The sequence below is a fragment of the Pseudomonas sp. PvP009 genome, assembly GCF_017832995.1.
GTDB classification, from domain to species: domain Bacteria; phylum Pseudomonadota; class Gammaproteobacteria; order Pseudomonadales; family Pseudomonadaceae; genus Aquipseudomonas; species Aquipseudomonas syringae.
The window spans coordinates 1,838,292-1,865,171 of record NZ_JAFIBG010000001.1 but is presented as its reverse complement, the minus strand read 5'-3'; the positions used below and the strand labels follow the sequence as shown (position 1 = coordinate 1,865,171).

The window sequence follows — 26,880 nt, the reverse complement described above, 5'->3', positions numbered from 1 at the left end:
ACACATGTCCAGTCTTTCCAGTAACGCCACTGCTCGACCTGCCGTTTCGGATAAATATCGCCCGGTATACGCAGACGATCTGCTGACCATGCAACTGACGCTGGAGCGTCCCCTGTCGGGGACTAGTGATGTGGTCGGCGAATACGAAAGCAAACTCGCCGCCTGGTTCGAAGCGCAACACGCCATTGCCGTATCGTCAGGCGGTGCCGCATTAAGTGTGGCTATCTACGCCTCCGGGGTCGGTCCGGGCGACGACGTTCTGCTGACGCCCAGTTGCCCGCTGTGCACGATTTACCCGATCATCGCTGCCGGGGCCAACCCCATCTTCGTCGACACCCGCTCCCACGGCTTCGGTGCCGATCCGGCGTCCATAAAGGCGCGCATGACCTCACGCACCAAGGCCATCATCGATATTCCGATGTGGGGCTATCCCACGGAAGTCGACGAGTTGCGCACCCTGACCCATGAGCTGGGTATCAAGCTGATTCTCGACCTGGCTCATTCGCACGGCACCACCCTGGAAGGCCGCCCGATGTCCCAATTCGGCGATCTGTCCTGCTTCAGCACCCACGAGCGTAAACCACTGGCAACCGGCGAAGGCGGTTTCATTCTCACCGACGACGATGCATTGGCGCAGCGCTGCCGCGACTACAGCCGCTTCGGTAACCTCAACGGCAAGGATTTCGGCCTCAACTACAAACTCGCTGCACTGCCAGCGGCGCTGGGCGGCAGCCGTCTGGCGTCACTGAATGAGCAGATCCAGAAACGCAGAGAGAACGCGGCCTACTTCCTTGCCAGGCTCGATCACAGCAAGGTCCGGGAGAAGAAAATCATCGACGGCGGCCTGCCTAACTATTACTTCCTGAACCTTGAGCTGCACTTCGCCGACAACCGTGCATTCATCGATTACCTCGACGAAGCCGGTATCCCTTCCGACATCAAACGCTACGGTTGCAAGGCACTCTATGAGTTCCCGGCACTGGCACAGTACCGCAACGAATGCCCGAACGCAGAAGCGCTGCTGGCAGGCATGACAACAATTCCGGTTCATCCGGGCATTACCCGGGCGGAGCTCGAATACATGGCTGATCGCATCAACCAGTACGGTGGCGCATAAATGACTGAACCACTCGATCGCTCACAACTGGATCGGCATTTCACCGCGTCCGGGTTCGTCTTGAACCCGGAGCGCAAGATGCTGCTGCTGCATCACCGCAAGCTGGGCGTCTGGCTCTATCCGGGCGGCCACATCGAACAGGGCGAAACACCCGACGTTGCAGTACTCAGAGAGATTTTCGAAGAGACGGGCATTCATGCCGAGTTGCTCGGCGAGCGTGATGAAGAGCTCGCCGATGTCGAAACCGATGTCACCGTACTGCATCAGCCTTACCGGGTGCTGTGCGAATACATTGATGACAAACGCGGCCCGCACTATCACCTGGACCTGATTTATGTCACGGCAACAAGCCTGCAAGCCTGCCCGGACAACCGGGAAGTCGAGCATGCGCGGTTTTTCAGCCATGCGGAAACCGCAGACCTGAAGATGTTTCCCAATTTCCGGCGAATGGTAGACCGGGTTTTTGCAGACGATGCGCTGTGGGATCTGGTGGGAATGAAGGTGGCACCATGAGCCTGCGTACCATTACCCAGCTGCGCACCATCACCCAGAAAGGGCCGATGCATTCGATCGATGATCTGCATGAGCTGGAGCGGGCGCTGCATTCGGGCCTGACAGGCACTTCGCAGGTGGTCGATGAATACGAAGCGGCGCTTTCCGGGCTCTATGGCATCAAGCATGTGATCGCTGTGTCTTCGGGTGCGGCATCAGTGACCGCTGCGCTTGCCGGTGTCGATTTCCAGCCGGGCGACGAAGTCATCGTCGCCCCGACGGGACCGATCTGTACGGTCCTGCCGATCCTCTCGCTGGGGCTTGTGCCGGTGTTCTGCGATGTCGCGCCGCACAGTTTCGGCCTGGATCCGCAAGACCTGCAGCGCTGCATAGGCCCTCGTACCTGCGCAGTCATCGAAGTACCGATGTGGGGCTATCCGATTCGCTCGAATGAAACCTGGGCGACCATGCGCCAAGCCGGTATTCCTCTGATCCAGGACCTGGCCCACGCACACATGACCCGGCTGGACGGCACCTGGCTCGCACGGCATGGGGATATCAGCTGTTTCAGTACCCATGACTGCAAATTCATCTCGACCGGCGAAGGCGGCTTCGTGATGACCGATGACGACGACCGGGCCAGACGAATCCGCGCCTATACCCGTTTCGGCAACCTGACAGGCGAATCGCTGGGTATCAACCTGAAGCTGGGCGGGCTGCAGGCGGCGCTGGGGCTGGCCCGTTCGCGTCAGCTCTATTCGCACCTCGAACGCCGGATGAGAAACCGCGATCTTCTTCTGTCCATGCTCGATAACCCGGCGTTTCGCGAGCTGCCTGTCGTCAAAGGCGGCGCAGTCAACGCCTACTCGCTGCTCCTGCAGTCAGTGGGGCATGACGGTCGCCAACTGGTGCACTACCAACAACGTCACGGTATCGAATCGGACATCGGCAAGTACGATAACCAGCCGCTTTACCAGTTGCCGCTGCTGACCCGGTATCAACGCGACTGCCCTAACGCTGCCAGATTGCTGCGTTCACTGACGACGGTGCCTCTGCACCAGAATCTGCAGGACGACGATCTGCATTACATCGCCAAGGTGCTCAATGACTACTCTCCCGATTGAACCGGCCCTGCGCTCGGGCCATGCGGTAGTAATTGGCGGCAGTGTCACCGGCTGCCTCACCGCTGCCGTGCTGGCGCGCCGCTTCGAGCGTGTCACTGTCGTCGAAAAAGGCGACTTTTACGACGAGACAGGCCCGCGTCAGAGCCTGCCTCAAGAACACCATGTGCACCTGCTGCTGTTGCGCGGCAAGCAGATCATGGAGCGGATCTATCCGGGGCTGCTGAGTGCGCTCGAACAAAGCGGCGCTCAGGTGGCGGACCTCGGACATGATGTGAAGTGGTACCAACGCGGCCGCTGGAAAAACCGTTATCGCAGCGGCATCGAAGCTCACTACTGCAGCCGCCGGCTCATCGACAACCAGTTGCGCCGTTGCCTGACGACCGTACCGCAGGTCAGCATTCTGTCCGGTACACGGGTCACGCGCATCGAGTTTTCCGGTGCCGAGAACCTGCGTCAGGTGAGCGGCGTCGCGATCAATGACGGCTCGGGCGAGCGCAACCTGTCCTGCGACCTGCTGGTGGATGCCAGCGGCCGCGGCACGCACATGCCTTCCTGGCTGAAAGACGCAGGCTTTGGCAGCGTGCAGAACAGTGTGGTCAAGACCGAACTGGGCTACGCATCGCGCATCTACAAACGGCTTCCTGCCTTCGCTGAACAATGGAAAGTATTGCTGGTGCTGCCAACCGCTCCGGCCCAGCGTTCGATGGGGGTCATCAGCCCGATCGAGGGCGATCGCTGGATGGTGACCACCGGGGGCTGGTTCGGCAACTTCCCCGGCAAGGACCCCGACGAGTTTCTTCAGGCGCTGGCCAGCCTGCCCGTCCCGGACATCCATGACGTCATCCGCGAGGCCGAGCCACTCTCGGAGGTCTTTACCTTCAGAATGCCTGGCAGTCGCCGCACTCACTACGACCGTCTCAAACACTGGCCAGAAGGCCTGCTGGTGGTGGGTGATGCATTGAGCAGCATGAATCCGCTGTACAGCCAGGGCATGACCATCGCGGCACTCGAAGCCGATTGCATCGATGAGCGCCTTGACGCACTGCTGGATAAATCACTCCGCTGCCATCAGTTGCAGGGCCTGCTGTGCAGTGTCGTTGACGGTGCCTGGAACATGGCCACGACCGAAGATTTTCGTTTTCCGGAAACCTCCGGGGAACGCACTTGGCGCACACGTTTCGACCATTGGTATGGCGCCGGGCTGGGTGCGCTCTCGGCGAACAATCGTCGTGCGCTGGAAACGCAGATCAGTGTGACTAACCTGGTGATGGACCCGGCTCGGGTGTATTCGCCAGCGATTGTGTCGCGCATCGCTCTTAATGCCCTACTTTCCCGGAATACCCGACAATGATCGACGACATCCTGCATTTCTCCGGCATCGAGCATGTGGTGTTCGACTGGAACGGTACGTTGATCGACGACCTCGATCTTGCCGTCTGCGCCGTGAATCGTTGCGGCGAGCAGTTCGGCGTCGCGCCTGTCACCGCCGAACAATACCGGGCAAGGTTCGACTTTCCGATTGCCGGGTTCTACGCGTCACTCGGCTTTGACCTGAACCGTGTGCCGTTCTCTACCATCGTGCAGCATTACCTGGAGCACTTCGACGCAAACGTTGCCCACTGCCCGCTGCAACCGGGCGTGATCGAGTTTCTCGACGCGGCGCGCAGGGTCGGGATCGGCGTCTCGATCCTGTCGGCATCGCACTGTGACGTTCTGGTTCAGACCCTGCACGCGAAGGGCCTGTATGAGTGTTTCGAACATGTCGTGGGGCTGAGCCATAACCAGGCCACCAGCAAAACCGCCGAGGCCGTAGTGCTGCAGAAAACCTTGGGCACACCGGCCTCACGCACCCTGTTTGTTGGCGACACGCTGCATGACTTCGACGTCGCAAATGTCGTGGGCTGGTCGCCGGTGCTGGTTGCGACAGGCCATCAGAACAGCGAACGCCTGCGACTCAGTGGTGCCCCGCTGTTCGATGGCCTGGGCGATCTGCTCGAACGCTTCACACCCGGCCCCACATTGCACGCCAACACCGGGAGTGCCTGACCATGACCGCGTCGCACATCGTTCTGTCTGGCCTGATCGCCACTGCATTGACCTTGCGTGCGATCGTTGCCTTTTACTACCGCGACAAGCAGCGCATATTGCGATTGCTGCGCCTGACACCCCGGCTCCCTGACCGCAAGGAGCACTACTATCGACCGCTGGATGGCTGGCTCGCGCCGCTGCCGTTCATCTGGACCTGGCTGGATATCGTCGCCGCCGTGCTGCTCGCATCACTCTACTCCTCGCCGTTGGCGTGGCTGATGGTGGTGCTGTGGAGCGGTGGACGGCTGCGTGCGCTGCAGGAGTTTGGCCATAACGCCGTGCATTTTGCGTTATGCCCCAATCATGATTGGCAGTGGTGGCTGAGCGATATTTTCTATCAGTTTCCAGCATTCAAACGTGACATGCGCAGCCGACACCAGACCCACACGCTGGAACACCATCGCAACCCCAATCATCCAGATCTCGACCCCAACCGCGCACGGGTGCATGCCGGTGGCTATGTGGCCGGCATCTCTTCCGGCAAATTCTATTGGTTGCTGCTCTATCCGCTGACGCCCCAGGGGGCCCGGGTCAATCTGAGCACCATGGCGCGCAACAGTCTGCTGAATCACTCGCGCCTGACCACGGTGGTTCGTATCGTGTGTCTGCTGGCGGTCACCGCGCTGCTCTACTGGGCAGGCGGCTGGAAAGGCGTGCTGTTTGGCTGGCTGGTTCCGTTGCTGACGTCGTATCCGGTGTTTGCCTGGGTGTCACTGCTCACCGAGCACCGCTGGTTTGTCGAAGGGACGCCCAGGGACAGACGCGATCTTGAATACCTGGCAGGCCGGCCCACCGATTATTTCGGCATCACCGGGTGGCTGATCCGCGTGTTCATCGCGCCGACGTCCGACGCCTACCACCTGGCGCACTCGCTGTACCCCGGCGTGCGCTGGAACTACCTGCCGGCGATTGACCGGCACCTGAAAATCCATGAGCCACGCTACAGCAACAACGCCAGTGAAGGCCTGCTGCTTCGACGCGGCAGCGCACCCACTGCGCTATCCGAACTGTATGAGCGTCTGGTGACCACCGGACATCCAGAAACCACCTTGAAAACCAGAGGCAGCGTATGAATACCCCGGCACATCAGCACATTCAACGTATCGGCATCATTGGCGGCAGTGGCCTTCAACAGTTGCCCGGTTTGAAGGACGTACAGCTCGTCGAGTGCGAAACGGCGTTCGGCAAACCCTCTTCTCCCGTCACGCTGGGCACCCTCAACGACGTGCCGGTGGCGTTCGTGCAGCGTCACGGTGTGGGCCATACCATCCCGCCAGCGTTCATCAATGTGCGCGCCAATATTGCCGCGCTGCGCAGTGTCGGCTGCACTCAAATGTTGTCGGTGAGTGCCGTGGGCAGCCTGAGCCACGATGCACCGCCGGGCAGCTTCGTGCTGATCGACCAGTTCATCGATCGCACGATCAAGCGTGACAAGACGTTCTTCGGGCCGGGGCTGGTCGGTCACGTGCCGTTTGGCGACCCGGTGTGCGGGCGCATGCGCTCGGTGTTGGCCAGCGCTGCAGAAGCCGCCGATGTGCAGGCCCGCAACGGCGGCACCTACGTGGTCATGGAAGGGCCGCAGTTTTCGACACGTGCCGAATCCAGCCTCTATCGCCAATGGGGTGGCACCGTGATCGGCATGACCGCCATGCCTGAAGCCAAGCTGGCACGCGAAGCGGAGCTTTGCTACGCGATGATTGCCATCCCCACGGACTTCGACTGCTGGCACGAGTCCCATGAACAGGTCAACGCGACGCTGGTCGCCCAGCGAATGGCGGATACCGTCACACTGACCCGCCGTCTGGTCACCGAAGCCGTGACGCGGCTGGGCGAACATCAGGGTGCCTGCTCAGCCGGATGTGATCACGCGCTGGACACCGCCGTCATGACCGCCCCCGAGCACCGCGATCCGGAAATGGTCGCGCGCCTGCTGACGGTTGCCCCCAACGCCACTCACCTGGGAGCGAAAGTATGAACAATCCGGGCACCACTCAGGACAGAGTGCGTATCAAGAAGGTCGAAGTGCTCTCGGACAACTGGTACGTACTGCGCAAGACCACCTATGACTTTCAGGGGCGCAACGGCGCCTGGCGCACGCTGACCCGGGAAACCTACGACCGCGGCAACGGTGCGACCATCCTGCTCTACAGCAAGCTGAAGCAGACCGTCGTCCTGACCCGGCAATTCCGCTTTCCGGCCTTCGTCAACGAGCACGACGGCATGCTGGTCGAAACCTGCGCCGGGCTGCTGGATCGCGACGATCCGCAAACCTGTATCCGCAAGGAGACCGAGGAAGAGACCGGTTATCGCATACAGGAGGTGCGCAAGGTCTTCGAAGCGTTCATGAGCCCTGGGTCGGTGACCGAGCGGCTGTACTTTTTCGTCGGCGAATACTTCGATGAAAACAAGCTGAGCGACGGCGGTGGTCTGGAAGCGGAAGGCGAAGAAATCGAGGTTCTCGAGCTGCCGCTGGACGAAGCACTGGCCATGATAGAAACCGGGGCGATCTGCGACGGCAAGACCATCATGCTGCTACAGTACGCCAAACTGCATGGACTGCTGGATTGAGGCCGGGCATGGATGAACTTATCGCTATCAGCTCGATGGAAAATGCCGAACTGGCCGAGTTCGTGGCAGGCATCAGCGAGCATATCGGTGTACCGGTGCGCCTCTCGCGCTGGTCCACATCAGAATTGATCGAACGCGTGATCGACGGCACGGCAGGCGACTGGGATCTGCTGTTGGGGACGGCTGCCACCGCCCTGCTCGATCCTGCACTGAACTCGCAGTTGCTGACGCTGGACGCGCTTGATTGCTCGATGCTGCCCGCGCAGGCGATTGCCGCCGACCGACGCTGGTTCAGCCCGTCAGGCTTTGTCCCGGCCTTTTGTTATGACCCGCACGTGCTCGCTGCCCACGGCCTCACGCCCCCTCTGTCCTGGGACGCGCTGTGCGCACCGGCGTGGGCCGATCGCATCGCCTTGCCAGATCCGGGACGCTCGGGCGCAGGCTATCTGCACCTGAGCGCGCTGCTCGAAGAGTACGGCGAGCAGGCCTGGGACAGGCTCGCTCACATTGCACAACTGCGGCCATCCATCAGCGGGTCGTCCACCGCCCCGATAGAGGCGGTGATCAAGGGCCATGCGCTGGTCGGCGTGACGGTGTCCACGGCTGCCACTCGTGCCGCGGCGCAGCGGAGTTCCCTGCACTGGTGCGTGCCCGGTGATGCACGTCGCTACGAGTTCGAAGTGTTCGGCTGTCGTGCCGGTTCGCCGCGTGCGACACAGGCGCTGCAGGCACTTGGCTGGATGCTTTCGCCGGGCGCCGCTGCCATCAGCCGACGCTACGGCAAGGTCGTGATCGGTGGCCTGTCGAGCGATACACTGGCAGCGGCCGACCTAAAGGCGCTGGATGCCATCGAGGCCAGCCATACCAAAGTCGCCCGTTGCGCACGCTGGCATTCACTGTTCGACACAAAGGCTGGCCTATGACCGACATGGCCCACAACCAATCGATGCAATCGCCCTCTGCCCCGGCAAGAACGGAGCCACGGCCGTGGGGGATTTACCTGATGTTCGGCCTGTTCGGGGCCCAGCAAGGCATGCTCGGACCACTGATGCCGTTTCTGCGTGCCGAGTTCAATCTTGATCTGCGCTGGACCGGCCTGCATTTCGCCGCATACGCCTTGGGGCTGGTGCTGATCGGAGTGCCCTATCGCTGGCTGGAGAGCCGGGCACTGGCAATCGGCATCGGTCGTATCGCCATAGGTTCTATCGTGCTGGCCAGCGGACTGTTTTCAATCGCCAGCGGTTTGACCATGACACTGCCCGGCAGCGTACTGATGGGCTTCTCGGGAGGTCTGGTCATGGCCGTCGGACAGGCCATGCTCGGCAGACTGTATGGTCGGCAGGCCGCCGCCAAACTGGTGGAAGCTCATATTGTGGCAGGCCTCTGTGTACTGGGCGGCGCGCTGCTGGTGGGCGCAGCGACAGCCATCGGGCTGTCGTGGCGCATGGCTCCGCTGATGGTCAGCAGTTGGGCGCTGATCATGTTCTGCCTGCCGCTGACCATTCATAAGTCCGGGGCCGGCCACAACGCCTCATCGCAAAGGGTCGATACCCCGCGCCTGCAACGCCTGACCCGGCTCAGTCTGTGGGCTTTGGTGATACTCGGAATCTCGGCGGAATGGGGTGTCGGGTTCTGGGGCGCGGAGTACATCAAGACCCATGTACAGACCAGCGCGTCGGTCGCAGCGACGCTGATGAGCCTGTACTTTGCCGGCACCGTCTGCGGGCGACTGGTCAGCAGCTACGCGCTGCGCCGGGTCTCACCGTTTACATTGCTGACCGTGGTGATATTCAGCGCTATTGCCACGCTGCTGGTGCTGTCTTTCGTAAAAGGCGTCACCGGCACAGCGATCCTCACGTTCGTGCTCGGCGCCTGCCTGGGCAATTTCTTTCCGCTGATTCTTGGCTCGGCCATGCGTATTGCGCCACAGGCCAGCTCGACGCTCAGTACCCATGCATCACAGGCGGTCGGTGTGGCGCTGCTGCTGGCGCCGTTTCTGCTCGGGCTGCTGTCCGAACGAATCGGGGTCGAGGCCGCCTTCCGCCTGCTGATCGTCTATCCCCTTCTCATGTTGCCGCTAGTGCCCGCCCTGCGTGGTGCCTGGTCTGCCGGCAACGCTACCACCCCCTCAAAGGAGTAGGAATCGATGGCCCTTTGCGCGCTGTTGTTCGATCTGGACGGAACGCTTATCGACACCGATGAACTGCATTTGAACGCCTATAACCAGTTGCTCGCACGCTGGGGCCGTTCGATGGACATCGGTTATTACAAGGCCCATGTCATGGGCTTCCCGGATGACATGATTTTTGGCGGCCTGTTTCCCGATACTCCAACGGCGCAATACGCCAGTCTGGCGGCGGAGAAAGAGGCCATGTTTCGCGCTCAACTGGGCGAGACGATCCCGGTGGCAGGCGTGTTGCGTATCCTGGATCACGCGCGCGAAACCGGCCTGCGCACCGCAGTGGTGACCAATGCGCCCCGTGAAAACGCCATGGCCATGCTGACTGGCCTGGGCATTGTCGACCGGTTTGAAACCATTGTGATCGGCGGTGAGCTGGCGCGTGGCAAGCCGCATCCGATGCCTTATCTCACGGCGCTGGAACTGCTGGGCGTGACGGCCGACCAGGCGCTTGCCTTCGAGGACTCGCTGGCAGGCGTCCAATCGGCGAGCGCCGCCGGGATCCATACTTTCGGCATGCTGTCGGGGCTGGATGAGGGGCAGCTGCGAGCGGCCGGTGCCCGGGACATCATTCGCGACTTCAACGGTGATGCGCTCTGGCGACACCTTGAATCGCCCGCCTGACGCGCCCGTTTTCGGTCAGGTGCAGAGTGACATCCGTGCGCCCTCGCCTGACGAACGTTGCGCCTGCAAATCCGAGCTTTTTGCGACCCTGCACACTAAACTAGCCTCCGCGCGCACCAGACAGGTGCGCAATCTGTCGAATCAGTTGTTGCGGAGGCCGTTGTGTACAAAGGTGTGGTGCTGTCGGTCCTGGCGTCTACGCTGTTCGGGGTCATGTATTTCTATACGTCACTGATGGCCCCGCTCGACGGCGAAGAAATCTTCGGCTGGCGCATGCTGCTCACCGTGCCCTGCGCGACGCTGTTCATGCTGGTCAGCGGTGACTGGCGGCGAGTCCGCGAAGTGGCTGTCCGACTCAGGCAGCAACCACTGCTGATCTTCGCGCTGCTGCTGTCTTCGGTGCTGCTTGGTGCGCAGTTGCTGATCTTCATGTGGGCACCGCTGCACGGGCGCAGTCTGGAGGTGTCGCTGGGCTATTTCCTGCTGCCGCTGAGCATGATTCTCACCGGCCGCGTGGTGTATGGCGAGCACCTCTCCTACTTGCAGAAAGTCGCTGCGGTGTTTGCCATGATCGGCGTGGCGCATGAGCTGTGGCGGCTGGGCAGTTTCTCCTGGGAAACCCTGCTGGTCGCGGGCGGCTATCCGCTGTACTTCGTGCTGCGTCGCACGCTCAAGACCGATCACCTCGGCGGGCTCTGGTTCGACATGCTGCTGATGCTGCCCATCGGCCTGTGGTTCATCGCCCACGGCCATCCGCAGGCCATTCAACAGACACCGCTGTTGTACCTGCTGATTCCGTTGCTCGGGGTAATCAGTGCCTCGGCGCTGGTCAGTTACATCCTTGCCAGCCGCCTGCTGCCGTTCAGCCTGTTCGGACTGCTCAGTTATGTCGAGCCGATCCTGCTGGTCGGCGTCGCCCTGCTGCTGGGCGAGAGCATCGGTCGTGATGAATGGCTGACGTACCTGCCGATCTGGATGGCCGTCGTGGTCCTGATGATCGAAGGCGCCAAGCACATGCGGGCCCAGCGCCGCCGCGATGCGAGCTAAGCGTCAGGACTCGGTGAAACGCTCCAGCTGCATTTCCTGAAGTCGACTGAGGGTGCGCCGGAAGGCAAACGACAGGTAGCCCTCGGTGTACAGGTCGTCCATCGGCACCGGCGCTTCGACATACAGCGGAATGCGCCGGTCATAGCACTCGTCGACCAGCGCGATGAAGCGCCGCACGCCATCATCGTTGGGCGACAACTGCGGCAGCTCGCGATCGCCTGCGGTCACCTGCTCGACGCCATCCTCGGTGCCGCGGGCAATTTTCGCTTCGCGCTGTGAGGCCCCCAGCAGCGGCACCTCGCTGAGCAGAATCACCGAAAAGCGATCGCACAAGGCGATGAAATCCATGGCCGCCAGCGGCTGTTCGCAAAGGTCGCGATAGCGGCACCACACGGCCGTGTCGGAATGCTGAACTACATTAATGCTGCGATAACCGAGCATGACCTGCGAATCGTGAACCGGCTGATCCGCGCTCAACGCTTCGAAGATGCCCTGCAAGGCGCTGGGTCTACCGGCTTCGGCAATCCAGTAGCGCTGATGCAGTTGCCCGGGGTGCAGCCGGTGATCCTCGCCGCCGTCGACGGCCACGACATCCATGTACTTCAGAATGGCCGCAACCGCTGGCAGGAAGCGCTCGCGATTGTGGCCGTGGCTGTATAACTGCTCCGGTGGCTGGTTAGACGTGCAGACCAGCACCACGCCCTCTTCGAACATCACCTGCAGCAGCCCGCCGAGGATCACTGCGTCACCGATATCGGTGACGAACAGCTCATCGAAACACATCACCCGCACGTCACGCGCCAGCTCCCTGGCGACCACGGTCAGCGGCTGGGAAGTGCCCATCAACTCGAACATGCGTTTGTGCACCCAACGCATGAAGTGATGAAAATGCTGACGCCGGGCCGGTACGCTCAGGCTTTCGAAAAAGCGGTCCATCAGCCAGGTCTTGCCACGTCCGACCGGCCCCCACAGATAAACGCCACGAGCCCGACCGCGAGCGTCGGCCAGCCCCTCATAACACGCCTGCAATTGCCGGGCGGCCTGCAACTGCGCCTGATCGGGTTGAAAACCACGCTGGACGGCACGTTCGTAGGCTTGCAGAGGAGAGACGGCATCCATCAGGCACACACCCTTCGCTATCGGAGAAAAGACATCCAGCCTATACGAGGCTGCGCAGCGCAGCGCAACTCATCAACTCAACTCAGGCATGCTGCACACCGGCACGTTTGAGCAATCGCTTGCAGCGCTCGGACAGGTGTACCACACGCAAATGCTTGTCCGCTTTGGCGTAGCGCTCGCGCAGGGTTTTGAGCGCAGCGATGGCCGAGTAATCGACAAAGCTCAGGTGCCGGCAGTCCAGTGTCACCTGCGCCGGGTCTTCGGCCGGGTTGAACTGGTCGAGAAACGGTGTGGTCGAGGCGAAGAACAGCGTGCCATGCAGGTGGTAGACCTTGCTGCCGTCGGCTTCGACATGGCTGTCGGCGTACAGCTCGCGAGCCTGCTGCCAGGCGAAATTGATTGCTGCAATGATAATCCCGAACAGCACTGCGGTGGCCAAATCGGTCAGCACCGTGACCACGGTCACGGCAATGATCGCCAGGACGTCGTTGACCGGCACCTTACGCAGCACGCGCAGCGAAGCCCAGGCGAAGGTCTGCTGGGCGACCACGAACATCACCCCGACCAGCGCCGCCAATGGAATGCGCTCGATCAGCGGCGAGAGGAACAGCACGAACATCAGGATCATCAAGCCCGCGACCACGCCCGACAGACGACCACGGCCGCCAGAACTCAGGTTGATCACGGTCTGGCCGATCATCGCGCAGCCGCCCATGCCGCCGAAGGCACCGGACACCACGTTGGCAGCACCCAGCGCCACGCACTCGCGATCCGGATAACCACGGGTTTCGGTGATCTCGTCGGTCAGGTTGAGGGTCAGCAGGGTTTCCAGCAGACCGACCAGCGCCATCAGGATCGCGTAAGGCGCGATGATGCGCAGCGTCTCCAGATTCCACGGAATGTCCGGCATGGCGAATACCGGCAAGCCACCGGCGATGTGCGCCATGTCGCCCAGGGTGCGGGTCGGCAGGCCGAGCAGGTAGACCGCCAGCCCGACGCTGAGGATAGCCACCAGCGCTGGCGGCACAATGCGGGTCAAGCGTGGCAACAGGTAGACAATCGCCATGGTCAGCGCCACCAGCCCGAGCATCACGTACAGCGGCGTACCGCTGAGCCATGATTCACCCACCTTGAAGTGCTCCAGTTGCGCCATCGCGATGACGATCGCCAGGCCGTTGACGAAGCCCAGCATCACCGGATACGGCACCAGCCGCACCAGTTTGCCGAGCCGCAGCAAGCCGAACAGGATCATGATCAGACCGCCCAGCAATACGGTCGCCAGCAAATACTGCACACCCTGCTGAACCACCAGCGCGACGATCACCACCGCCATGGAACCGGCCGCACCGGACACCATGCCCGGACGCCCGCCGAACAGCGCAGTCAGGGTACAGATGATGAATGCGCCGTAGAGCCCCATCAGCGGATTGAGATGGGCCACCAGCGCAAAGGCGATGCACTCGGGCACCAATGCAAAAGATGTGGTGAGGCCTGCCAGGACTTCGGCACGTATACGGATCGTTTTCATGGGTTACCTGAGCGGCGCTCCGTGGAAGAAGCGCAAAAAAGGGGCATATTACGCAAACCTTTGACGACCGACCACCACGGTGGGGCTTCCAGGAAAGCTCTCTGATGATCGGCCCATGCCCCAAAACAACAAGGAATAATCCAATGCAATGGAATGGAGCGCTGCTCTGCACAGGACTTCTGCTGTTCAATGCGGTGGCTGTTGCCGACGATGACACAGCGTCTGTCGACGCATTCGTGCAGGCAGAAGCCAGCAAAGTGATGCAGGAAAATCATATCGCGGGCCTGTCGATCGCCGTTACTCGCCAGGGCAAACAGCAGTTCTACACCTATGGCGTCGCATCAAAAGCCACCGGCCAGCCAGTCACCCGCGATACGCTGTTTGAACTCGGCTCGATCAGCAAGACCTTCACCGCCACCCTCGCTACCTGGGCGCAGGCCAATGGGCAGCTGTCGCTGACGCAAAGCATCGACAGCTATATTCCGCAGTTGCAGGCCACGCGGCTGGGTAAGGTGCCGGTTTTCCATCTGGGCACCCACACGGCTGGCGGCTTCCCGCTTCAGGTGCCGGATAAAGTGCAAAACACCCGCCAGTTGATGGAATATTTCAAGGCCTGGCAGCCCGACTATCTGCCCGGCACCCATCGCACCTACGCCAACCCCAGTGTGGGCCTGCTCGGCATGGTTGCGGCGCGCAGCATGAAACTGCCTTATGAACAGGCTCTGCAGCAGCGGCTGTTTCCGGCGCTGGGTCTGAGTAATACCTATATCAACGTGCCCGATGAAAAACAGGCGCTGTATGCGCAGGGCTACAACAAACTCGACGAGCCGGTCAGGGTCAATCCAGGTCCACTGGCGGCTGAAGCGTACGGAGTGAAATCGAGCAGCAGCGACTTGCTACGCTTCGTCGAAGCGAACATCGGGCTCGGTCAAAACGACGCCGCGCTGCAAAAAGCCCTGCGCGATACCCGGACCGGCTATTTCAAGGTCGGCGGCATGACTCAGGACCTGATCTGGGAGCAGTATCCGCTGCCGGTTCATCTGGATACGCTGCTTGAGGGCAATGCCAGCGCCATGCTGAACACGGTCAAAACCGAGATGATCGAGCCACCGCAGGCAGCGCAATCTTCGGTCTGGGTCAACAAAACCGGATCAACCAACGGTTTCGGCGGCTATGTGGCGTTCATTCCGGAGCAGCAGTTGGGGATTGCCATCCTCGCCAACAAAAACTACCCGAACGAGGAGCGGGTGAAACTGGCCTATCGAATTCTGCAGAAAATGGGCTGCTGCTCAACGCCCTGAAAACAGTCCTGCTCCCTCGGCCGCTTCGATTTCAAGCAGCTTGCGCTTGCGCTCGACGCCCCAGCGGTAGCCCGACAACGATCCATCGCTGCGCACCACACGGTGGCAGGGAATGGCCACTGCGAGCTTATTCGCACCGCAGGCATTGGCAACCGCACGGACTGCACTGGGCAGTCCTATCTGCGTCGCGATCTGCGTGTAGGTGGCCGTCGATCCGGCAGGAATCTCCCTGAGCGCCTGCCAGACCCGCTCCTGAAACACCGTGCCGCGGATATCCAGTGGCAGCGCCAGGCCGGTCGCGGGTGATTCGACAAAACCCACGACCTCGGCAACCAGTTGTTCGAACGCTGCGTCTGCGCCGATCAGGTTGGCGTTGGGAAACTGGTCCTGGAAAGCTTCGATCAGCGCATGCGGGTCATCACCGAGCGAAATTGCACAGATGCCCTTGCTGCTCGTGGCCACCAGAATCGAACCCAGCGAACTTTCACCCAGAGCGAACCTGATATCGACATTGGTCCCGCCTGCGCGGTATTCGGAAGGTTTCATGCCGAGCATGTTCTGCGAAGCCTCATAGAACCGACTGTTGGCGTTGTAGCCCGCCTCGTACAACGCACGGGTAATGCTGACGTCCTGTGAGAGCTGGACTTTCACCCGCGAGCGTAACGAGGCAACACTGTAGGCCTTGGGCGTCAGCCCGGTCAGCCTTTTGAAAATACGGTGAAAATGAAAACCGCTCATCCCGACCTGCTCGGCGAGCTCGGTCAGAGTGGGCATCGATTCGGCGGCATCGATCAGTCTGCAAGCCTGGGCAACGGCTTCCGCGTGCTTGAGCTGCAGCGCATGTGAATCTCCGGCATTGCGCAGGGACGGGCGAAACCCGGCGGCCTCGGCGTCGCGCGCACTATCAAAAAACACCACGTTTTCCGGACGCGGCAGCCGGGTCGGGCTGCACGGGTTGCAATAGATGCCAGTGGTCAGCACGCCGTAAACGAAGGCAGCGCCAGCGTCTGAACGCCGATTGACCAGGATGTCCCAGCGCGGATCGTCTTCAGTGCGCAGGGCGCGTGCCGGTTGAGTGCGTTCTGTGCTGTCCATGGTCGAGCCCGCCTTGAGTTTCGATAAGACTGCGCCTGTCAGAGCCACTGGGCACTCCGAGTCTTGCTTTCAAATTCGAGATGAACCGAGTTCGCTGAAATCGACCGGCACTCGCCACAGATACCAGGCGGCGATGGTTCGGTAAGGCGCGAAGCGCTCGGCAAGCCGGGCCATTTGCCGGTGCGACGGCTTGAGTTGCAGAGCATACAGTCGCCGGTAGCCTTCGCACACGCCGAAATCGCTGGCTGGCATCACATCCAGCTGAGCGAGCCCGTAGATGAGCATCATCTCCACGGTCCAGCGGCCCACGCCCGGTAGCTGGATCAGGCGTTCGACCAGCGCCTCGTTGCCCATCGCCAGCGCAGCACTGACCTCAGGCACCAGACCGTCCAGCCGCGCCGCAGCAATCGCCTTGATCGCCCGGCATTTGGACGCCGAGAAGCCACAGGAGCGCAGCGCCTGATCATCCAGCTCGACCAGTGCCTGCGCGCCCGGGAAGCTGACCTCTGGAAGGCTGTCATCCAGAAACAACGCACGCAGCCTCCTGACCATCGCATCGCCCGCCCTGGCATGCAATTGCTGATAGGCGACCGCCTTGACCAGCGCCTGAAACGGGTCCTGCGCTGCGCTGACCGGATGCAGACAAGGGCCGACATGGTCGATCAATGACTGCCATTGCACGTCTATGGACCTAAGCGCCGCGACCGCCTCAGCATGCTCGCGGTCAGCGCTGTGTGATTTTGATGACATGATGACTTCCAGATTGAAGCGGCCAGGCGGGCAAACAGGGTTTACGCAGAGGCGGAAATGATCGTTGATTTACGAAGACCGCGGAACGTTCAAAACACCGTGACCGATTACCTGAACCTGACCTGAACGACCTGCCAAAAACGCATAGCCGATAAAAAACAACTACCCGCATTCAAGAATGAGTATCATTATGTTACGCAGTGTTTCCGGCCTACGACCCGCTGAGACACGTTCACCCTACAGCTTTGACTCGGTGAGATATGCTTGTTCCCTTTTTGATCATGCTGCGCGAAGGCATCGAAGCCGCGCTCATCGTTGGCATTATCGCCAGTTACCTGAAGCAGACCGGCCGCGGCGAGTGGATGCCTGCGGTATGGATCGGCGTATTTCTGGCTGCCGCGCTCTCGCTGTTCGTCGGCGGCGGGCTTGAGTTGATGAGCGCCGAGTTTCCGCAGAAGCAGCAGGAACTGTTCGAAGGCATCGTCGGCCTGATTGCGGTCGGCATTCTCAGCTCCATGGTGTTCTGGATGCGCAAGGTCGCACGGTCGATAAAACACGCGCTGCATGAATCACTCGACGCCGCCCTCACCGGCTCGAAAAACCAGACCTACGCGCTGATTGCCATGGTGTTTTTCGCCGTGGCCCGCGAAGGCCTGGAGACCGTCTTCTTTCTGCTCGCCGTGTTCCAGCAGAGTGACGGCTCCGGCGCGCCGCTGGGCGCCCTGCTCGGCCTGTTACTGGCAGTCGCTTTCGGTGTGGCCATCTACAGCGGCAGCATGCGCCTCAACCTGAGCCTGTTTTTCCGCTGGACCGGGTTGTTCATTCTGGTAGTGGCGGCGGGCATTCTCGCCAACTCCGTCCAGGCACTGCATGAAGCCGGGGTCTGGAATCACCTGCAGGAAGTGGTTTTCGACATCAGTGCGCTGCTGCCGATGGATGGCCCTGCCGGTTCGGTACTGGCGGGCATGTTCGGTTACCAGGACGCGCCGACGGTCAGCACCCTGAGTGCCTACCTGATTTACCTGATCGGGGCGCTGCTGCTGTTCTTCAAGCCGCACACCCCGGCCGCTGGCAAGGTCATGCAGCCAAACACATCTTCTGTTACGAACGAATAAGGGCCTCCATGTCTAACCGTCCCTCAGGGCCTTCCGGGAAAGCCCGGCCGCCCCGTGTCCTGCGATTGGCAGTCGCCGGCTCAGTGATCCTGATGATCGCCGCAGGCGGGCTGTTCTACTACGCCTCGCAGGTCGCAGCCAAAAAGCGCGCGGCCAATGCCGGTACTGAGACCGTGGTCAATATCCACGCTCGTAACTGCGAACCGAACGCCTTGACGGTCGCTGCGGGCAAGAACGCCTTCCGCATCGTCAACCGCTCGGAACGCGCCGTCGAATGGGAAATTCTCGATGGCGTGCTGGTGATTGAAGAACGGGAAAACATCGCGCCAGGGCTGAGCCAGGTGATCAATGCCAACCTGACGCCCGGTGATTACACGATTACCTGCGGTCTGCTGAGTAACCCGCGCGGCACCTTGCATGTCACGCCGACGGCAGAGTCCGACGCCAAGGCCAAGGCGCGTCCGTCCATGACCGCCTTCATCGGGCCGCTCTCCGAGTACCGCGTGTACCTGAGCCTGCAAAGCTCGGCGCTGATCAAGGCCGTCACCACCCTGCAACAGGCCATTGATGCCGGCGACCTGAGCGCCGCCCAGGCCGCCTACCTGCCCGCCCGCGCCGTCTACCAGCGCATCGCACCGGCTGCACAGCGCCTTGCCGAGCTGGACAATGCGATCAATGCCCGCGCCGACTATTACGAGAAACGTGAACAGGATCCTGGCTTCGGCGGCTTTCACCGCATTGAATATGGCCTGTACGAGCAACACAGCGTCGAGGGCCTGGCGCCGGTCGCGCAGCGTCTGCAAACCGACGTCACCCAGCTCAAGCAACAGTTGATGGCGCAATCGCTGGCGCCCGAACAGCTGGCGGCCATCGCCACGCGCACCCTGCGCAGCCTGGCTGAGGTACGCAGCAACGGCGAAGAGGAACGCTACAGCCACAGCGACCTCAACGGCTTTGCCGCCAACCTGGACGGCACCCGCAAGATCGTCGACCTGCTGCGGCCGTTGCTGGCCCGCAGTGCGGGTGATCTGTTGCAGAAGATCGACGCAGCCATGGCTGATCTGGACACCACGCTCGATGCGTTGAGCAGCGCCGATGGCGGCGTACGCCCCTACGATCAGGTGGATAAGGCGCAGCGTCAGCAGATCGCCGCCAAGGCTGGCGCTCTGGCTGACGCGCTCAATGGCATCGACCCGGCACTCGGCCTCTCCGGCCTTTGATTTACTGGAGCACAGCACGATGAAAAATCCGGACAGCAATTCAGACACGAGCAATGCTCCGGCCTCCCTGCAACGCCGCCGCGTTCTGATGGGGCTCGGCGCTGCAGGGGCCGCGCTGGCGGGCAGCAGCCTGAGTGGCAACGCACTTGCCGCAGCACCTGCGCAGGTCGCCGAAGCGCCGAACAGTGAGAAAACGCAGGACCACAACGAGTTTCACGGCCTGCATCAGAGCGGCATCGTCAACCCGCGCCCTGCTGCGGGCATGCTGGTGGCATTCGATGTTCTGGCCGCCGACCATGAAGACCTGGAACGTCTGTTTCGCACCCTGAACGAGCGCATCGCGTTCCTGATGACCGGTGGCCCGGTGCCGGAGATCGATCCGAAACTGCCACCGCCGGACTCGGGCATTCTCGGTCCGGTGGTGACCCCGGACAACCTGACCATCACCGTGTCGGTAGGCGAGTCGCTGTTCGACGAGCGTTTCGGTCTGACCCCGGTCAAGCCGAAACGCCTGAGCCGCATGACCGGTTTCCCCAACGATGCGCTGGATCCGGCCAGTTGCCATGGCGACCTGAGCATCCAGTTCTGCGCCAACACTGCCGACAGCAACATCCATGCGCTGCGCGACATCGTCAAGAACCTGCCCGACCTGCTGCTGGTGCGCTGGAAACAGGAAGGCACCGTGCCGCCCCAGGCACCGAAGAAACCCGGTCAGCCGCCGGAAAGCGCGCGCAACTTCCTGGGTTTCCGGGATGGCTCGGCGAACCCGGATTCCAACAACCAGAAGACCATGAACGAACTGGTCTGGGTGCAGCCGGGCAGCGACGAACCGGCCTGGGCCGCCAACGGCAGCTATCAGGCGGTGCGCATCATCCGCAACTTCGTCGAGCGCTGGGACCGCACGCCCTTGCAGGAGCAAGAGTCGATTTTCGGCCGCAGCAAAAGCACCGGCGCGCCCATGGACGGCAAAGTCGAGAGCGATGTGCCCAACTACGCAGCCGACCCGGAAGGCAAGAAAACCCGACTGGATTCGCACATCCGCCTGGCCAACCCGCGTACCGCCGAAAGCCAGCGCAACCTGATACTGCGCCGCCCGTTCAATTACTCCAACGGGGTGAACAAGAACGGTCAGCTGGACATGGGCCTGCTGTTCATCTGCTATCAGGCCGATCTGGAAAAAGGCTTCATTACTGTACAGAGCCGGCTTAACGGCGAGCCGCTGGAGGAGTACCTCAAGCCGGTCGGTGGCGGCTATTTCTTCACCCTGCCGGGGGTAACCGGCGACCAGGATTTCATCGGTCGCTCGCTGCTGGCGGCCGTATCGTCCACTCAAAACGCATGACCTATCCACTCCTGACCCGGAAGACACTCATGAAAAAGACGCCCCTGGCTTTGCTCCTGACCCTTGGCCTGCTCCAGACTCCACTGGCGGCCTTCGCCGCCACCGCGCCGCTGGATCTGGTAGGCCCGGTGTCGGACTATAAGATCTACGTGACCGAGAACATCGAAGAACTGGTCAGCCACACCCAGAAATTCACCGATGCCGTGAAAAAAGGCGACATCGCGACAGCCAAAAAGCTCTACGCCCCTACTCGCGTGTACTACGAGTCGGTAGAGCCGATTGCCGAACTGTTCAGTGACCTGGACGCGTCCATCGACTCACGCGTCGACGACCATGAACAAGGCGTTACGGCGGAAGACTTCACCGGCTTCCATCGCCTGGAGTATGCGCTGTTCTCGCAGAACACCACCAAGGATCAGGGCCCTATCGCCGACAAGCTGTTGAGCGACGTCAAAGACCTGGAAAAGCGCGTGGCCGAACTGACCTTCCCGCCTGAAAAAGTCGTCGGCGGCGCCGCAGCCCTGCTGGAAGAAGTGGCAGCGACCAAGATCTCCGGCGAAGAAGACCGTTACAGCCACACGGACCTGTATGACTTCCAGGGCAATATCGATGGTGCGAAGAAAATCGTCGACCTGTTCCGCCCGCAGATCGAACAGCAGGACAAAGCCTTCTCGAGCAAAGTCGACAAGAACTTCGCCACCGTGGACAAAATCCTCGCCAAGTACAAGACCAAGGACGGTGGCTTTGAAACCTACGACAAGGTCAAAGAGAACGACCGCAAAGCCCTGATCGGTCCGGTCAACACCCTGGCAGAAGACCTCTCGACCCTGCGCGGCAAACTGGGCCTGAATTGATCTGAAGCGCCGCGCCTGCCCAAGGTGCGGCTCTTTGCCCTGCCCGGTGGTTACTGCACCTGAGTGTGACGCGGAGCGTCACGAACGGCATTCCCACGCTGGAGCGTGAGGAACGATAATCTCACTACCGCCATCGTGCGACGCTCTGCGTCCGTTCCTAGATCCCGCTGAACCAGTTGTACCCCTGATCCTCCCAATACCCCCCAGGATTCTCGTTACTGACGAAAATCTCCACGATGTGCTTGGGATTCTTGAAGCCCAGCTTGGTCGGCACCCGCACCCGCAACGGGTAACCGTAATCAGGCGGCAGCGCCACTTCACCGAAATCCAGCGCCAGCAAGGTCTGCGGATGCAACGCAGTAGGCATATCCAGACTTGAGTAATAGCGGTCGGCGCACTTGAAACCGACAAAACGCGCCGTCGTGTCAGCGCCGATATACTCCAGGAACGTCTTCAGCGGCACGCCGCCCCACTGCCCTATCGCACTCCAGCCCTCGATGCAGATCAACCGCGTGATGTCCGTGCGTTGCGGCAGTTTGCGCAGCGCCTCAAGCGTCCACGGCTGCTTGTCCCGCACCAGCCCCGACACCGCCAGTTGGTAATCGGAAAGATCCAGCTCCGGCACATTGTACTCAGGGTAGAACGCATTGAACGGGAACGGGTTGGTCAACTGCGCCTTGCTGTAGGTCGGCGCCAGCTTCTGGCCGTTGAACAGCCAGGCCTGAACCCGGTCATTCCAGCGCGACATGGCCCACAGCACTTTATCGACCTGATCGCCATCCTGCAGGTTGCAGCCTGTGAGCATCGACATCGCGCCCACGGTCAGCCCCGCGCGCAAAAACGAGCGGCGCTGAATATCGACCAGCTGGCGCTCTTGCGCGGGCTCAAGGCGGATACGCTGAGTGATGCGTTTACGTGGTTCGTTCATGATTGCGCAGTTCCGTCTTCGTTCGGCTGGCGGCCGCCGGTAATCATCGGCAGCAAAGTACTGGGCACCAGCACGACCAGCAGCAGATGGACGATGACGAACGCGCCGATGGCGGTCATCGCCCCGAAATGTACCCAACGGGCGAAATCGAATCCGCCCAGCAGACTGACCAGTCCCTGAAACTGCACCGGTTTCCAGATAGCCAGACCGGACAGCACCACCAGCACGCCCATGGCCAGCACCAACCAGTACATCAACCGTTGCACGGCGTTGTAACGGCCTTTGACGTGGACCAGTCGAAAACGCAACGCGTCACTCATGTCACGCGTCACTTCGGACGGCCGGACCGGCAACAGGTCGCGTTTGAAATGGCGGCTGAACACGCCATACAACACATAAATCAGACCGTTGATGACCAACAGCCACATCACCGCGAAGTGCCAGGCAATGGAACCGCCCAGCCAGCCGCCGAGTGTCAAGAATTTGGGAAAGGTGAACGGCATCAGTGGCGATGCGTTGTAGATCGCCCAACCGCTCATGAACATACAAACCATGCCCACGGCATTGACCCAGTGGGTCAGGCGCACCGGCCACGGATGGATGGGGCGGGTTTTCATGTCGAGATCCCTCTGATCAGGCCTGGAAAGGCTGTCAGGGGCAGCCTTGCGCCCCTGACAGCTCTGGCGGTGATTACATCGGCGGGGTGAAACCGCCTTTGCCGACGGCCACACCACGAGCGGACTTGCCGTCGTCAGCCGGGAACACCACGACCTTGGCGCCCTTGGTCAACTGGTCGACCTTGCCTGGCTCGACGTAGGCGATAGGCACATCCTGCGGCACCACCAGTTTCTTCTCGCCACCCTCGTATTTGACGGTCAGCGTGCGGCCATCGGTGCCAGCCAACGTGCCAACGGTGCCATTGGTCATGGTGCCGGTGCTGCCATCAGCGTTTTCCCAGCCATAGTGACCTTCGCCACTGCCTTTGAGGCTGGCTTCAAAAACGGTCACTTCCAGCGCTTTCAGTGTGCCGTCCGCCTGCGGGATGGCAGCCGACCCGACAAAACTGTCGCCTTTGATTTGCTTGAAGTCAGCTTCTGACACAAGACGAACACCGGTCTTGTCAGTCAGCTTGATGCTTTCGTGCTGACCCGAACGGGTGGTGAAATCGAGGGTGTCGGCGCTGACGCTGTCGACGGTCCCACGCATCGGTTTGACCACCTTCATGTCGGCAGCCTGGGTCATGACAGCGGCACTGAGCAACAGCAGGCCGAACGTAGTAGAGAGTGCAGTCTTCATCGGTACTTCCTTGGCAGGTGAGATCTGAAACCCATCTTTGCACCGCTACCGGCACCGCAGAATGACCGGGCAATGACATTTTTGTCATTCGTCGGACACCTTGTCGGCAACTGGTTAGACTCCGGCATCGGCGCACCATGGGTGCAGGCAAAAGCGTAGCGGACAAAACGATGCATATCCTGCTGATTGAAGATGACACCAAAACCGGCGAGTACCTGAAGAAGGGTCTGGGTGAGTCCGGCTACAAGGTGGACTGGACCCAGCATGGGGCCGACGGCCTGCACCTGGCGCTGGAAAACCGCTATGACCTGATTGTGCTGGACGTGATGCTGCCGGGCATCGATGGCTGGCAAATCATCGAAGTACTGCGCGCCCGGCAGGACGTGCCAGTGCTGTTTCTGACCGCGCGCGACCAGTTGCAGGACCGGATTCGCGGCCTGGAACTGGGTGCCGACGATTATCTGGTCAAGCCGTTTTCCTTCACTGAACTGCTGCTGCGCATCCGCACCATCCTGCGCCGGGGCGTGGTACGCGAGGCGGACCACTTTCATCTGGCCGATCTGGAACTGGACCTGCTGCGCCGCCGGGTGACGCGCCAGCAACAGGTCATCGTGCTGACCAACAAGGAGTTCGCCCTGCTGCACCTGTTATTGCGCCGCGAAGGCGACGTACTGTCCAGGGCACAGATTGCCTCGGAAGTCTGGGACATGAATTTCGACAGCGACACCAATGTCGTGGACGTCGCCATCAAGCGCCTGCGCAGCAAGGTGGACCTGCCCTACCCGGTCAAACTCATCCACACCGTGCGTGGCATCGGTTATGTGTGCGAGGTGCGGCCATGCGACGCCAGCCTTCCCTGACCCTGCGTTCGACCCTGGCCTTTGCCCTGGTGGCGATGCTCACTGTCAGCGGCGCCGGCCTGTACCTGTATCAGTCAATCGAAGAAACGGTCATGCAACGCAGCGACCATGCCGTGCTCGCGCGGCTGGACCACTTTCGCAAGCTGCTGCGCTATGACTTGACCATGGACAACCTCAAAGGCAGCCCGCAACTGTTCGAGAACATGCTCGACAGCGAAGAAGATATCTTCATCATCGGCGAGCCAGGCAAATCACCAGTGATCTCGGTCAACCCGCAGCACGCGCCTCTGCCGGAGCTGCCGACCGTGGCGCAGGACCAGCCGCTGCGGGTCGACGATCTGCGCAGCGGCATGAGCCTGCAAGGCGTGCCGTTGCGCGCGGCTGCCGTGCAGGTGATGTCCAACGGTGTCGAAGTGCGTTTGCAGGCCGCGCACCTGATGGTCAAAGAAATGGCCATGCTCGCCAGCTTCCGTCAGCGTATCTATATAGCCGTGGCCCTGGCGTTTCTGATCACCGCAGCCTTGGGGTATGTGCTGCTGCGTCGCGGCTTGCGTCCGCTGCGCAGAATGGCCGCCCATGCCGCCGCAATCACCCCGGCCAGCCTGCACAAACGCCTCGACAGCCGCGATACGCCCGTCGAGCTGCAACAACTGAGCGACGCCTTCAACGCCATGCTTGACCGTCTGGACGATGGCTACCGACGCCTGATGCAGTTTTCTGCCGATCTGGCCCACGAAATCCGCACACCCGTCGGCTCGCTGATGGGCCACTGCCAGGTCGCCTTGCGCCAGAACCGCAGCGCCGATGAATATCAGGCGCTACTGGCCTCCAATCTGGAAGAGCTGGAGCGCATCTCTCGGCTGGTAGAAAGCATTCTGTTTCTGGCACGGGCGGACGAAGCCCAAGCCGCGCTGGAACGTCAGTCGCTGGATTTGCATGATGAGCTGCAACGAGTCGCCGGCTATTTCGAGGGGCTGGCCGAAGAACGCAATCTGACCCTGAGCACCCACGGACAAGGCACGTTGCTGGCCGATCCTATTTTGCTGCGGCGTGCACTGAGCAATCTGGTCGCCAATGCGATTCGCTACGCCGATGAAGACAGCGAAATTCTGATGCGGGTGACGGCTGTGGACAGGCACTGGAAGATCGATGTGGAGAATCAGGGACCGGTGCTGCCGCAAGCCACACTCGCGCGCTTGTTCGATCGTTTCTATCGCGGTGACGCCTCACGCCATGAGCGTTCGGATTCCAACGGCCTGGGGCTGGCGATCGTCACGGCAATCATGCAACTGCACGGCGGTCGGGTCGAAGTCGATCAACCCGCCGTCGGCAGAATCTGCTTCAGTCTGATATTCCCGGCGGCCTGAAGCCTGCGGTGCGCGAGGATCAATTCTTTTTTTCGTGGGCAATGGCCAGCTTGTAGAAGGTGGCCGAGCCGCCTTCCGTGGTGTAGCCGGTATTGTCTTGGGTATAGACCCCTGCCTTGAAGTAGAACAGTTTGCTGGCCCAGGCTGAATCCAGCTTGGCGTACCAGACTGCGTCAAAGGCATTGACCGTCAGATCGCCAGACGGCGACAGGTTGATGGTGTAGTTGAACTGCTTATCGAGCGGCACACCCTGGGCGATGGTGATGACCTCGATTTCCGAGTCCGGCGTACGACGAAACTTGGCGACGATGTTGCCGGTCTGCAGCTTCTCCTTGTACTGATACTCCACCTTCAGCAGCGGTTCGGTGCTCTGGTAGCAGTGAATCTGACCGATCACGATCTTGCCGCTGGAAGGCACCTGATCAACTTCCAGGGTGGCGCGCAAAAAGTTGTCGGCACTCGAGTAGGCCCAGTTGAAGACTCTTCCGTCTGAAGTCGTCTCACGCAATTCGGAACGCGGGTACTTGGCGTTTTCGGTGGTTGAACCCGTCACCGGCGCCCAGAAGAACAGCGTATCCCCCGATTGAAAGTAGCCATCCCGATAGCCCTTTACCAATTTGGGGGTTTCGATGATGGTCGCGGGGCTTCCGACAGGTACGGAGAGATTCCAGGTAGCAAGGTCGATCATCGCGTAGCTCGCAAGGTGCGTATCACGCACCAACTGAATGGCTCTGGAACGGGTGTGCTGGCCCGTTTGGTCATCCAGACTATCGGCTTAATCGTTTATTTTTAAAACAGACCCGACAACGCTTTGGCGTCAACAAAACGTCTAAAAACAGCCCATGCCATCACTCCGATATCAATTG

At 61.1% G+C, this 26,880-nt stretch carries 27 protein-coding genes; 19 read left to right on the top strand and 8 right to left on the bottom strand.

The features are described from left to right. Positions 1-4 precede the first annotated feature (4 nt). The 12 genes from JOE29_RS08310 (at position 5) to rarD (ending at position 11,239) form a co-directional block, all read left to right on the top strand. Positions 5-1,117, top strand: coding sequence for a DegT/DnrJ/EryC1/StrS family aminotransferase (locus JOE29_RS08310; RefSeq protein WP_003315892.1), 1,113 nt, complete (start codon positions 5-7; stop codon positions 1,115-1,117). Then, entirely contained in the window at positions 1,118-1,630 is a 513-nt protein-coding gene (locus tag JOE29_RS08305) for an NUDIX hydrolase (protein ID WP_044313258.1), read from the top strand. It abuts the gene before it with no gap. Continuing rightward, entirely contained in the window at positions 1,627-2,733 is a 1,107-nt protein-coding gene (locus JOE29_RS08300) for a DegT/DnrJ/EryC1/StrS family aminotransferase (RefSeq protein ID WP_137983665.1), read from the top strand. The genes JOE29_RS08305 and JOE29_RS08300 overlap by 4 nt, the downstream gene beginning before the upstream one ends. Continuing rightward, on the top strand, positions 2,714-4,084 hold the full coding sequence (locus tag JOE29_RS08295) for an FAD-dependent monooxygenase (RefSeq protein ID WP_137983664.1): 1,371 nt from the start codon (positions 2,714-2,716) through the stop codon (positions 4,082-4,084). The genes JOE29_RS08300 and JOE29_RS08295 overlap by 20 nt, the downstream gene beginning before the upstream one ends. Further along, positions 4,081-4,779 carry an HAD family hydrolase gene (locus JOE29_RS08290; RefSeq protein ID WP_044313261.1) on the top strand — a complete coding sequence of 233 codons (699 nt, stop codon included), beginning with the start codon at positions 4,081-4,083 and terminating at the stop codon, positions 4,777-4,779. Before JOE29_RS08295 ends, JOE29_RS08290 begins: the two co-directional genes overlap by 4 nt. A 2-nt stretch (positions 4,780-4,781) precedes the next feature. Next, on the top strand, positions 4,782-5,894 hold the full coding sequence (locus JOE29_RS08285) for a fatty acid desaturase (protein ID WP_044313262.1): 1,113 nt from the start codon (positions 4,782-4,784) through the stop codon (positions 5,892-5,894). Beyond that, positions 5,891-6,796, top strand: a complete 906-nt coding sequence (mtnP, locus tag JOE29_RS08280) for an S-methyl-5'-thioadenosine phosphorylase (RefSeq protein WP_210079338.1) — start codon at positions 5,891-5,893, stop codon at positions 6,794-6,796. The genes JOE29_RS08285 and mtnP overlap by 4 nt, the downstream gene beginning before the upstream one ends. After that, positions 6,793-7,389 carry a GDP-mannose pyrophosphatase NudK gene (gene nudK, locus JOE29_RS08275; protein WP_003315898.1) on the top strand — a complete coding sequence of 199 codons (597 nt, stop codon included), beginning with the start codon at positions 6,793-6,795 and terminating at the stop codon, positions 7,387-7,389. Before mtnP ends, nudK begins: the two co-directional genes overlap by 4 nt. A gap of 8 nt (positions 7,390-7,397) precedes the next feature. Then, entirely contained in the window at positions 7,398-8,312 is a 915-nt protein-coding gene (locus tag JOE29_RS08270) for an ABC transporter substrate-binding protein (RefSeq protein WP_044313264.1), read from the top strand. Further along, positions 8,309-9,529, top strand: coding sequence for an MFS transporter (locus JOE29_RS08265; protein ID WP_137983662.1), 1,221 nt, complete (start codon positions 8,309-8,311; stop codon positions 9,527-9,529). Before JOE29_RS08270 ends, JOE29_RS08265 begins: the two co-directional genes overlap by 4 nt. Before the next feature lie 6 nt (positions 9,530-9,535). Beyond that, positions 9,536-10,192: an HAD-IA family hydrolase gene (locus JOE29_RS08260; RefSeq protein WP_044313266.1), complete on the top strand. Its 657-nt coding sequence runs from the start codon at positions 9,536-9,538 to the stop codon at positions 10,190-10,192. A gap of 162 nt (positions 10,193-10,354) precedes the next feature. Next, complete coding sequence (rarD, locus tag JOE29_RS08255) at positions 10,355-11,239, top strand: EamA family transporter RarD (protein WP_003315903.1); 885 nt, start codon at positions 10,355-10,357, stop codon at positions 11,237-11,239. A gap of 3 nt (positions 11,240-11,242) precedes the next feature. Here rarD and zapE read toward each other — a convergent pair whose 3' ends face one another. Together zapE and JOE29_RS08245 are read right to left on the bottom strand one after the other, a co-directional pair. After that, positions 11,243-12,358 carry a cell division protein ZapE gene (gene zapE, locus JOE29_RS08250; protein WP_210079330.1) on the bottom strand — a complete coding sequence of 372 codons (1,116 nt, stop codon included), beginning with the start codon at positions 12,356-12,358 and terminating at the stop codon, positions 11,243-11,245. Positions 12,359-12,440: 82 nt separating this feature from the next. Beyond that, a complete protein-coding gene (locus JOE29_RS08245; RefSeq protein WP_044313268.1) occupies positions 12,441-13,886 on the bottom strand; it encodes a SulP family inorganic anion transporter in 1,446 nt (481 codons plus the stop codon). 143 nt (positions 13,887-14,029) lie between these two features. Between JOE29_RS08245 and ampC the strand changes: the two genes are divergently transcribed. Continuing rightward, a complete protein-coding gene (gene ampC / locus JOE29_RS08240; RefSeq protein ID WP_024664596.1) occupies positions 14,030-15,187 on the top strand; it encodes a class C beta-lactamase in 1,158 nt (385 codons plus the stop codon). On the opposite strand, the gene ada is transcribed toward ampC, so the two are convergent. Together ada and JOE29_RS08230 are read right to left on the bottom strand one after the other, a co-directional pair. Beyond that, positions 15,176-16,282: a bifunctional DNA-binding transcriptional regulator/O6-methylguanine-DNA methyltransferase Ada gene (gene ada / locus JOE29_RS08235; protein WP_058447184.1), complete on the bottom strand. Its 1,107-nt coding sequence runs from the start codon at positions 16,280-16,282 to the stop codon at positions 15,176-15,178. The two genes, ampC and ada, sit on opposite strands and share 12 nt — an antisense overlap. A 69-nt stretch (positions 16,283-16,351) precedes the next feature. Further along, positions 16,352-17,032, bottom strand: a complete 681-nt coding sequence (locus JOE29_RS08230; RefSeq protein ID WP_137983660.1) for a DNA-3-methyladenine glycosylase — start codon at positions 17,030-17,032, stop codon at positions 16,352-16,354. 260 nt (positions 17,033-17,292) lie between these two features. Here JOE29_RS08230 and efeU point away from each other — a divergent pair, with 260 nt between their 5' ends. From efeU to efeO (JOE29_RS08210), 4 genes are read left to right on the top strand one after another with little or no spacing between them, the layout of a single operon-like run. Beyond that, a complete protein-coding gene (efeU, locus tag JOE29_RS08225) occupies positions 17,293-18,147 on the top strand; it encodes an iron uptake transporter permease EfeU (RefSeq protein ID WP_003427234.1) in 855 nt (284 codons plus the stop codon). Positions 18,148-18,155: 8 nt separating this feature from the next. After that, positions 18,156-19,367 (top strand): iron uptake system protein EfeO, encoded by a 1,212-nt coding sequence (efeO, locus tag JOE29_RS08220; protein WP_137983659.1) that lies wholly within the window; start codon positions 18,156-18,158, stop codon positions 19,365-19,367. A gap of 19 nt (positions 19,368-19,386) precedes the next feature. Continuing rightward, positions 19,387-20,709 carry an iron uptake transporter deferrochelatase/peroxidase subunit gene (gene efeB / locus JOE29_RS08215; protein WP_137983658.1) on the top strand — a complete coding sequence of 441 codons (1,323 nt, stop codon included), beginning with the start codon at positions 19,387-19,389 and terminating at the stop codon, positions 20,707-20,709. 29 nt (positions 20,710-20,738) lie between these two features. Beyond that, entirely contained in the window at positions 20,739-21,563 is an 825-nt protein-coding gene (gene efeO / locus JOE29_RS08210) for an iron uptake system protein EfeO (RefSeq protein WP_003427240.1), read from the top strand. 157 nt (positions 21,564-21,720) lie between these two features. Here efeO (JOE29_RS08210) and JOE29_RS08205 read toward each other — a convergent pair whose 3' ends face one another. From JOE29_RS08205 to JOE29_RS08195, 3 genes are all read right to left on the bottom strand, one after another. Next, positions 21,721-22,491, bottom strand: a complete 771-nt coding sequence (locus tag JOE29_RS08205; RefSeq protein ID WP_003344155.1) for a molybdopterin-dependent oxidoreductase — start codon at positions 22,489-22,491, stop codon at positions 21,721-21,723. Then, positions 22,488-23,108, bottom strand: coding sequence for a cytochrome b/b6 domain-containing protein (locus JOE29_RS08200; RefSeq protein ID WP_003370324.1), 621 nt, complete (start codon positions 23,106-23,108; stop codon positions 22,488-22,490). Before JOE29_RS08200 ends, JOE29_RS08205 begins: the two co-directional genes overlap by 4 nt. 73 nt (positions 23,109-23,181) lie before the next feature. Continuing rightward, positions 23,182-23,787 (bottom strand): hypothetical protein, encoded by a 606-nt coding sequence (locus tag JOE29_RS08195; RefSeq protein WP_137983657.1) that lies wholly within the window; start codon positions 23,785-23,787, stop codon positions 23,182-23,184. 170 nt (positions 23,788-23,957) lie between these two features. Here JOE29_RS08195 and JOE29_RS08190 point away from each other — a divergent pair, with 170 nt between their 5' ends. Both JOE29_RS08190 and JOE29_RS08185 read left to right on the top strand, forming a co-directional pair. Beyond that, complete coding sequence (locus tag JOE29_RS08190) at positions 23,958-24,647, top strand: heavy metal response regulator transcription factor (RefSeq protein ID WP_002554192.1); 690 nt, start codon at positions 23,958-23,960, stop codon at positions 24,645-24,647. After that, positions 24,626-26,014: a heavy metal sensor histidine kinase gene (locus JOE29_RS08185; RefSeq protein WP_016568557.1), complete on the top strand. Its 1,389-nt coding sequence runs from the start codon at positions 24,626-24,628 to the stop codon at positions 26,012-26,014. Before JOE29_RS08190 ends, JOE29_RS08185 begins: the two co-directional genes overlap by 22 nt. 19 nt (positions 26,015-26,033) lie before the next feature. Here the strand turns inward: JOE29_RS08185 and JOE29_RS08180 are convergent, their stop codons facing one another. Beyond that, the gene (locus JOE29_RS08180) at positions 26,034-26,702 is read right to left on the bottom strand and encodes a polysaccharide lyase family 7 protein (RefSeq protein ID WP_016568558.1); all 669 of its coding nucleotides are present in this window, start codon (positions 26,700-26,702) and stop codon (positions 26,034-26,036) included. Positions 26,703-26,880: the final 178 nt, after the last annotated feature.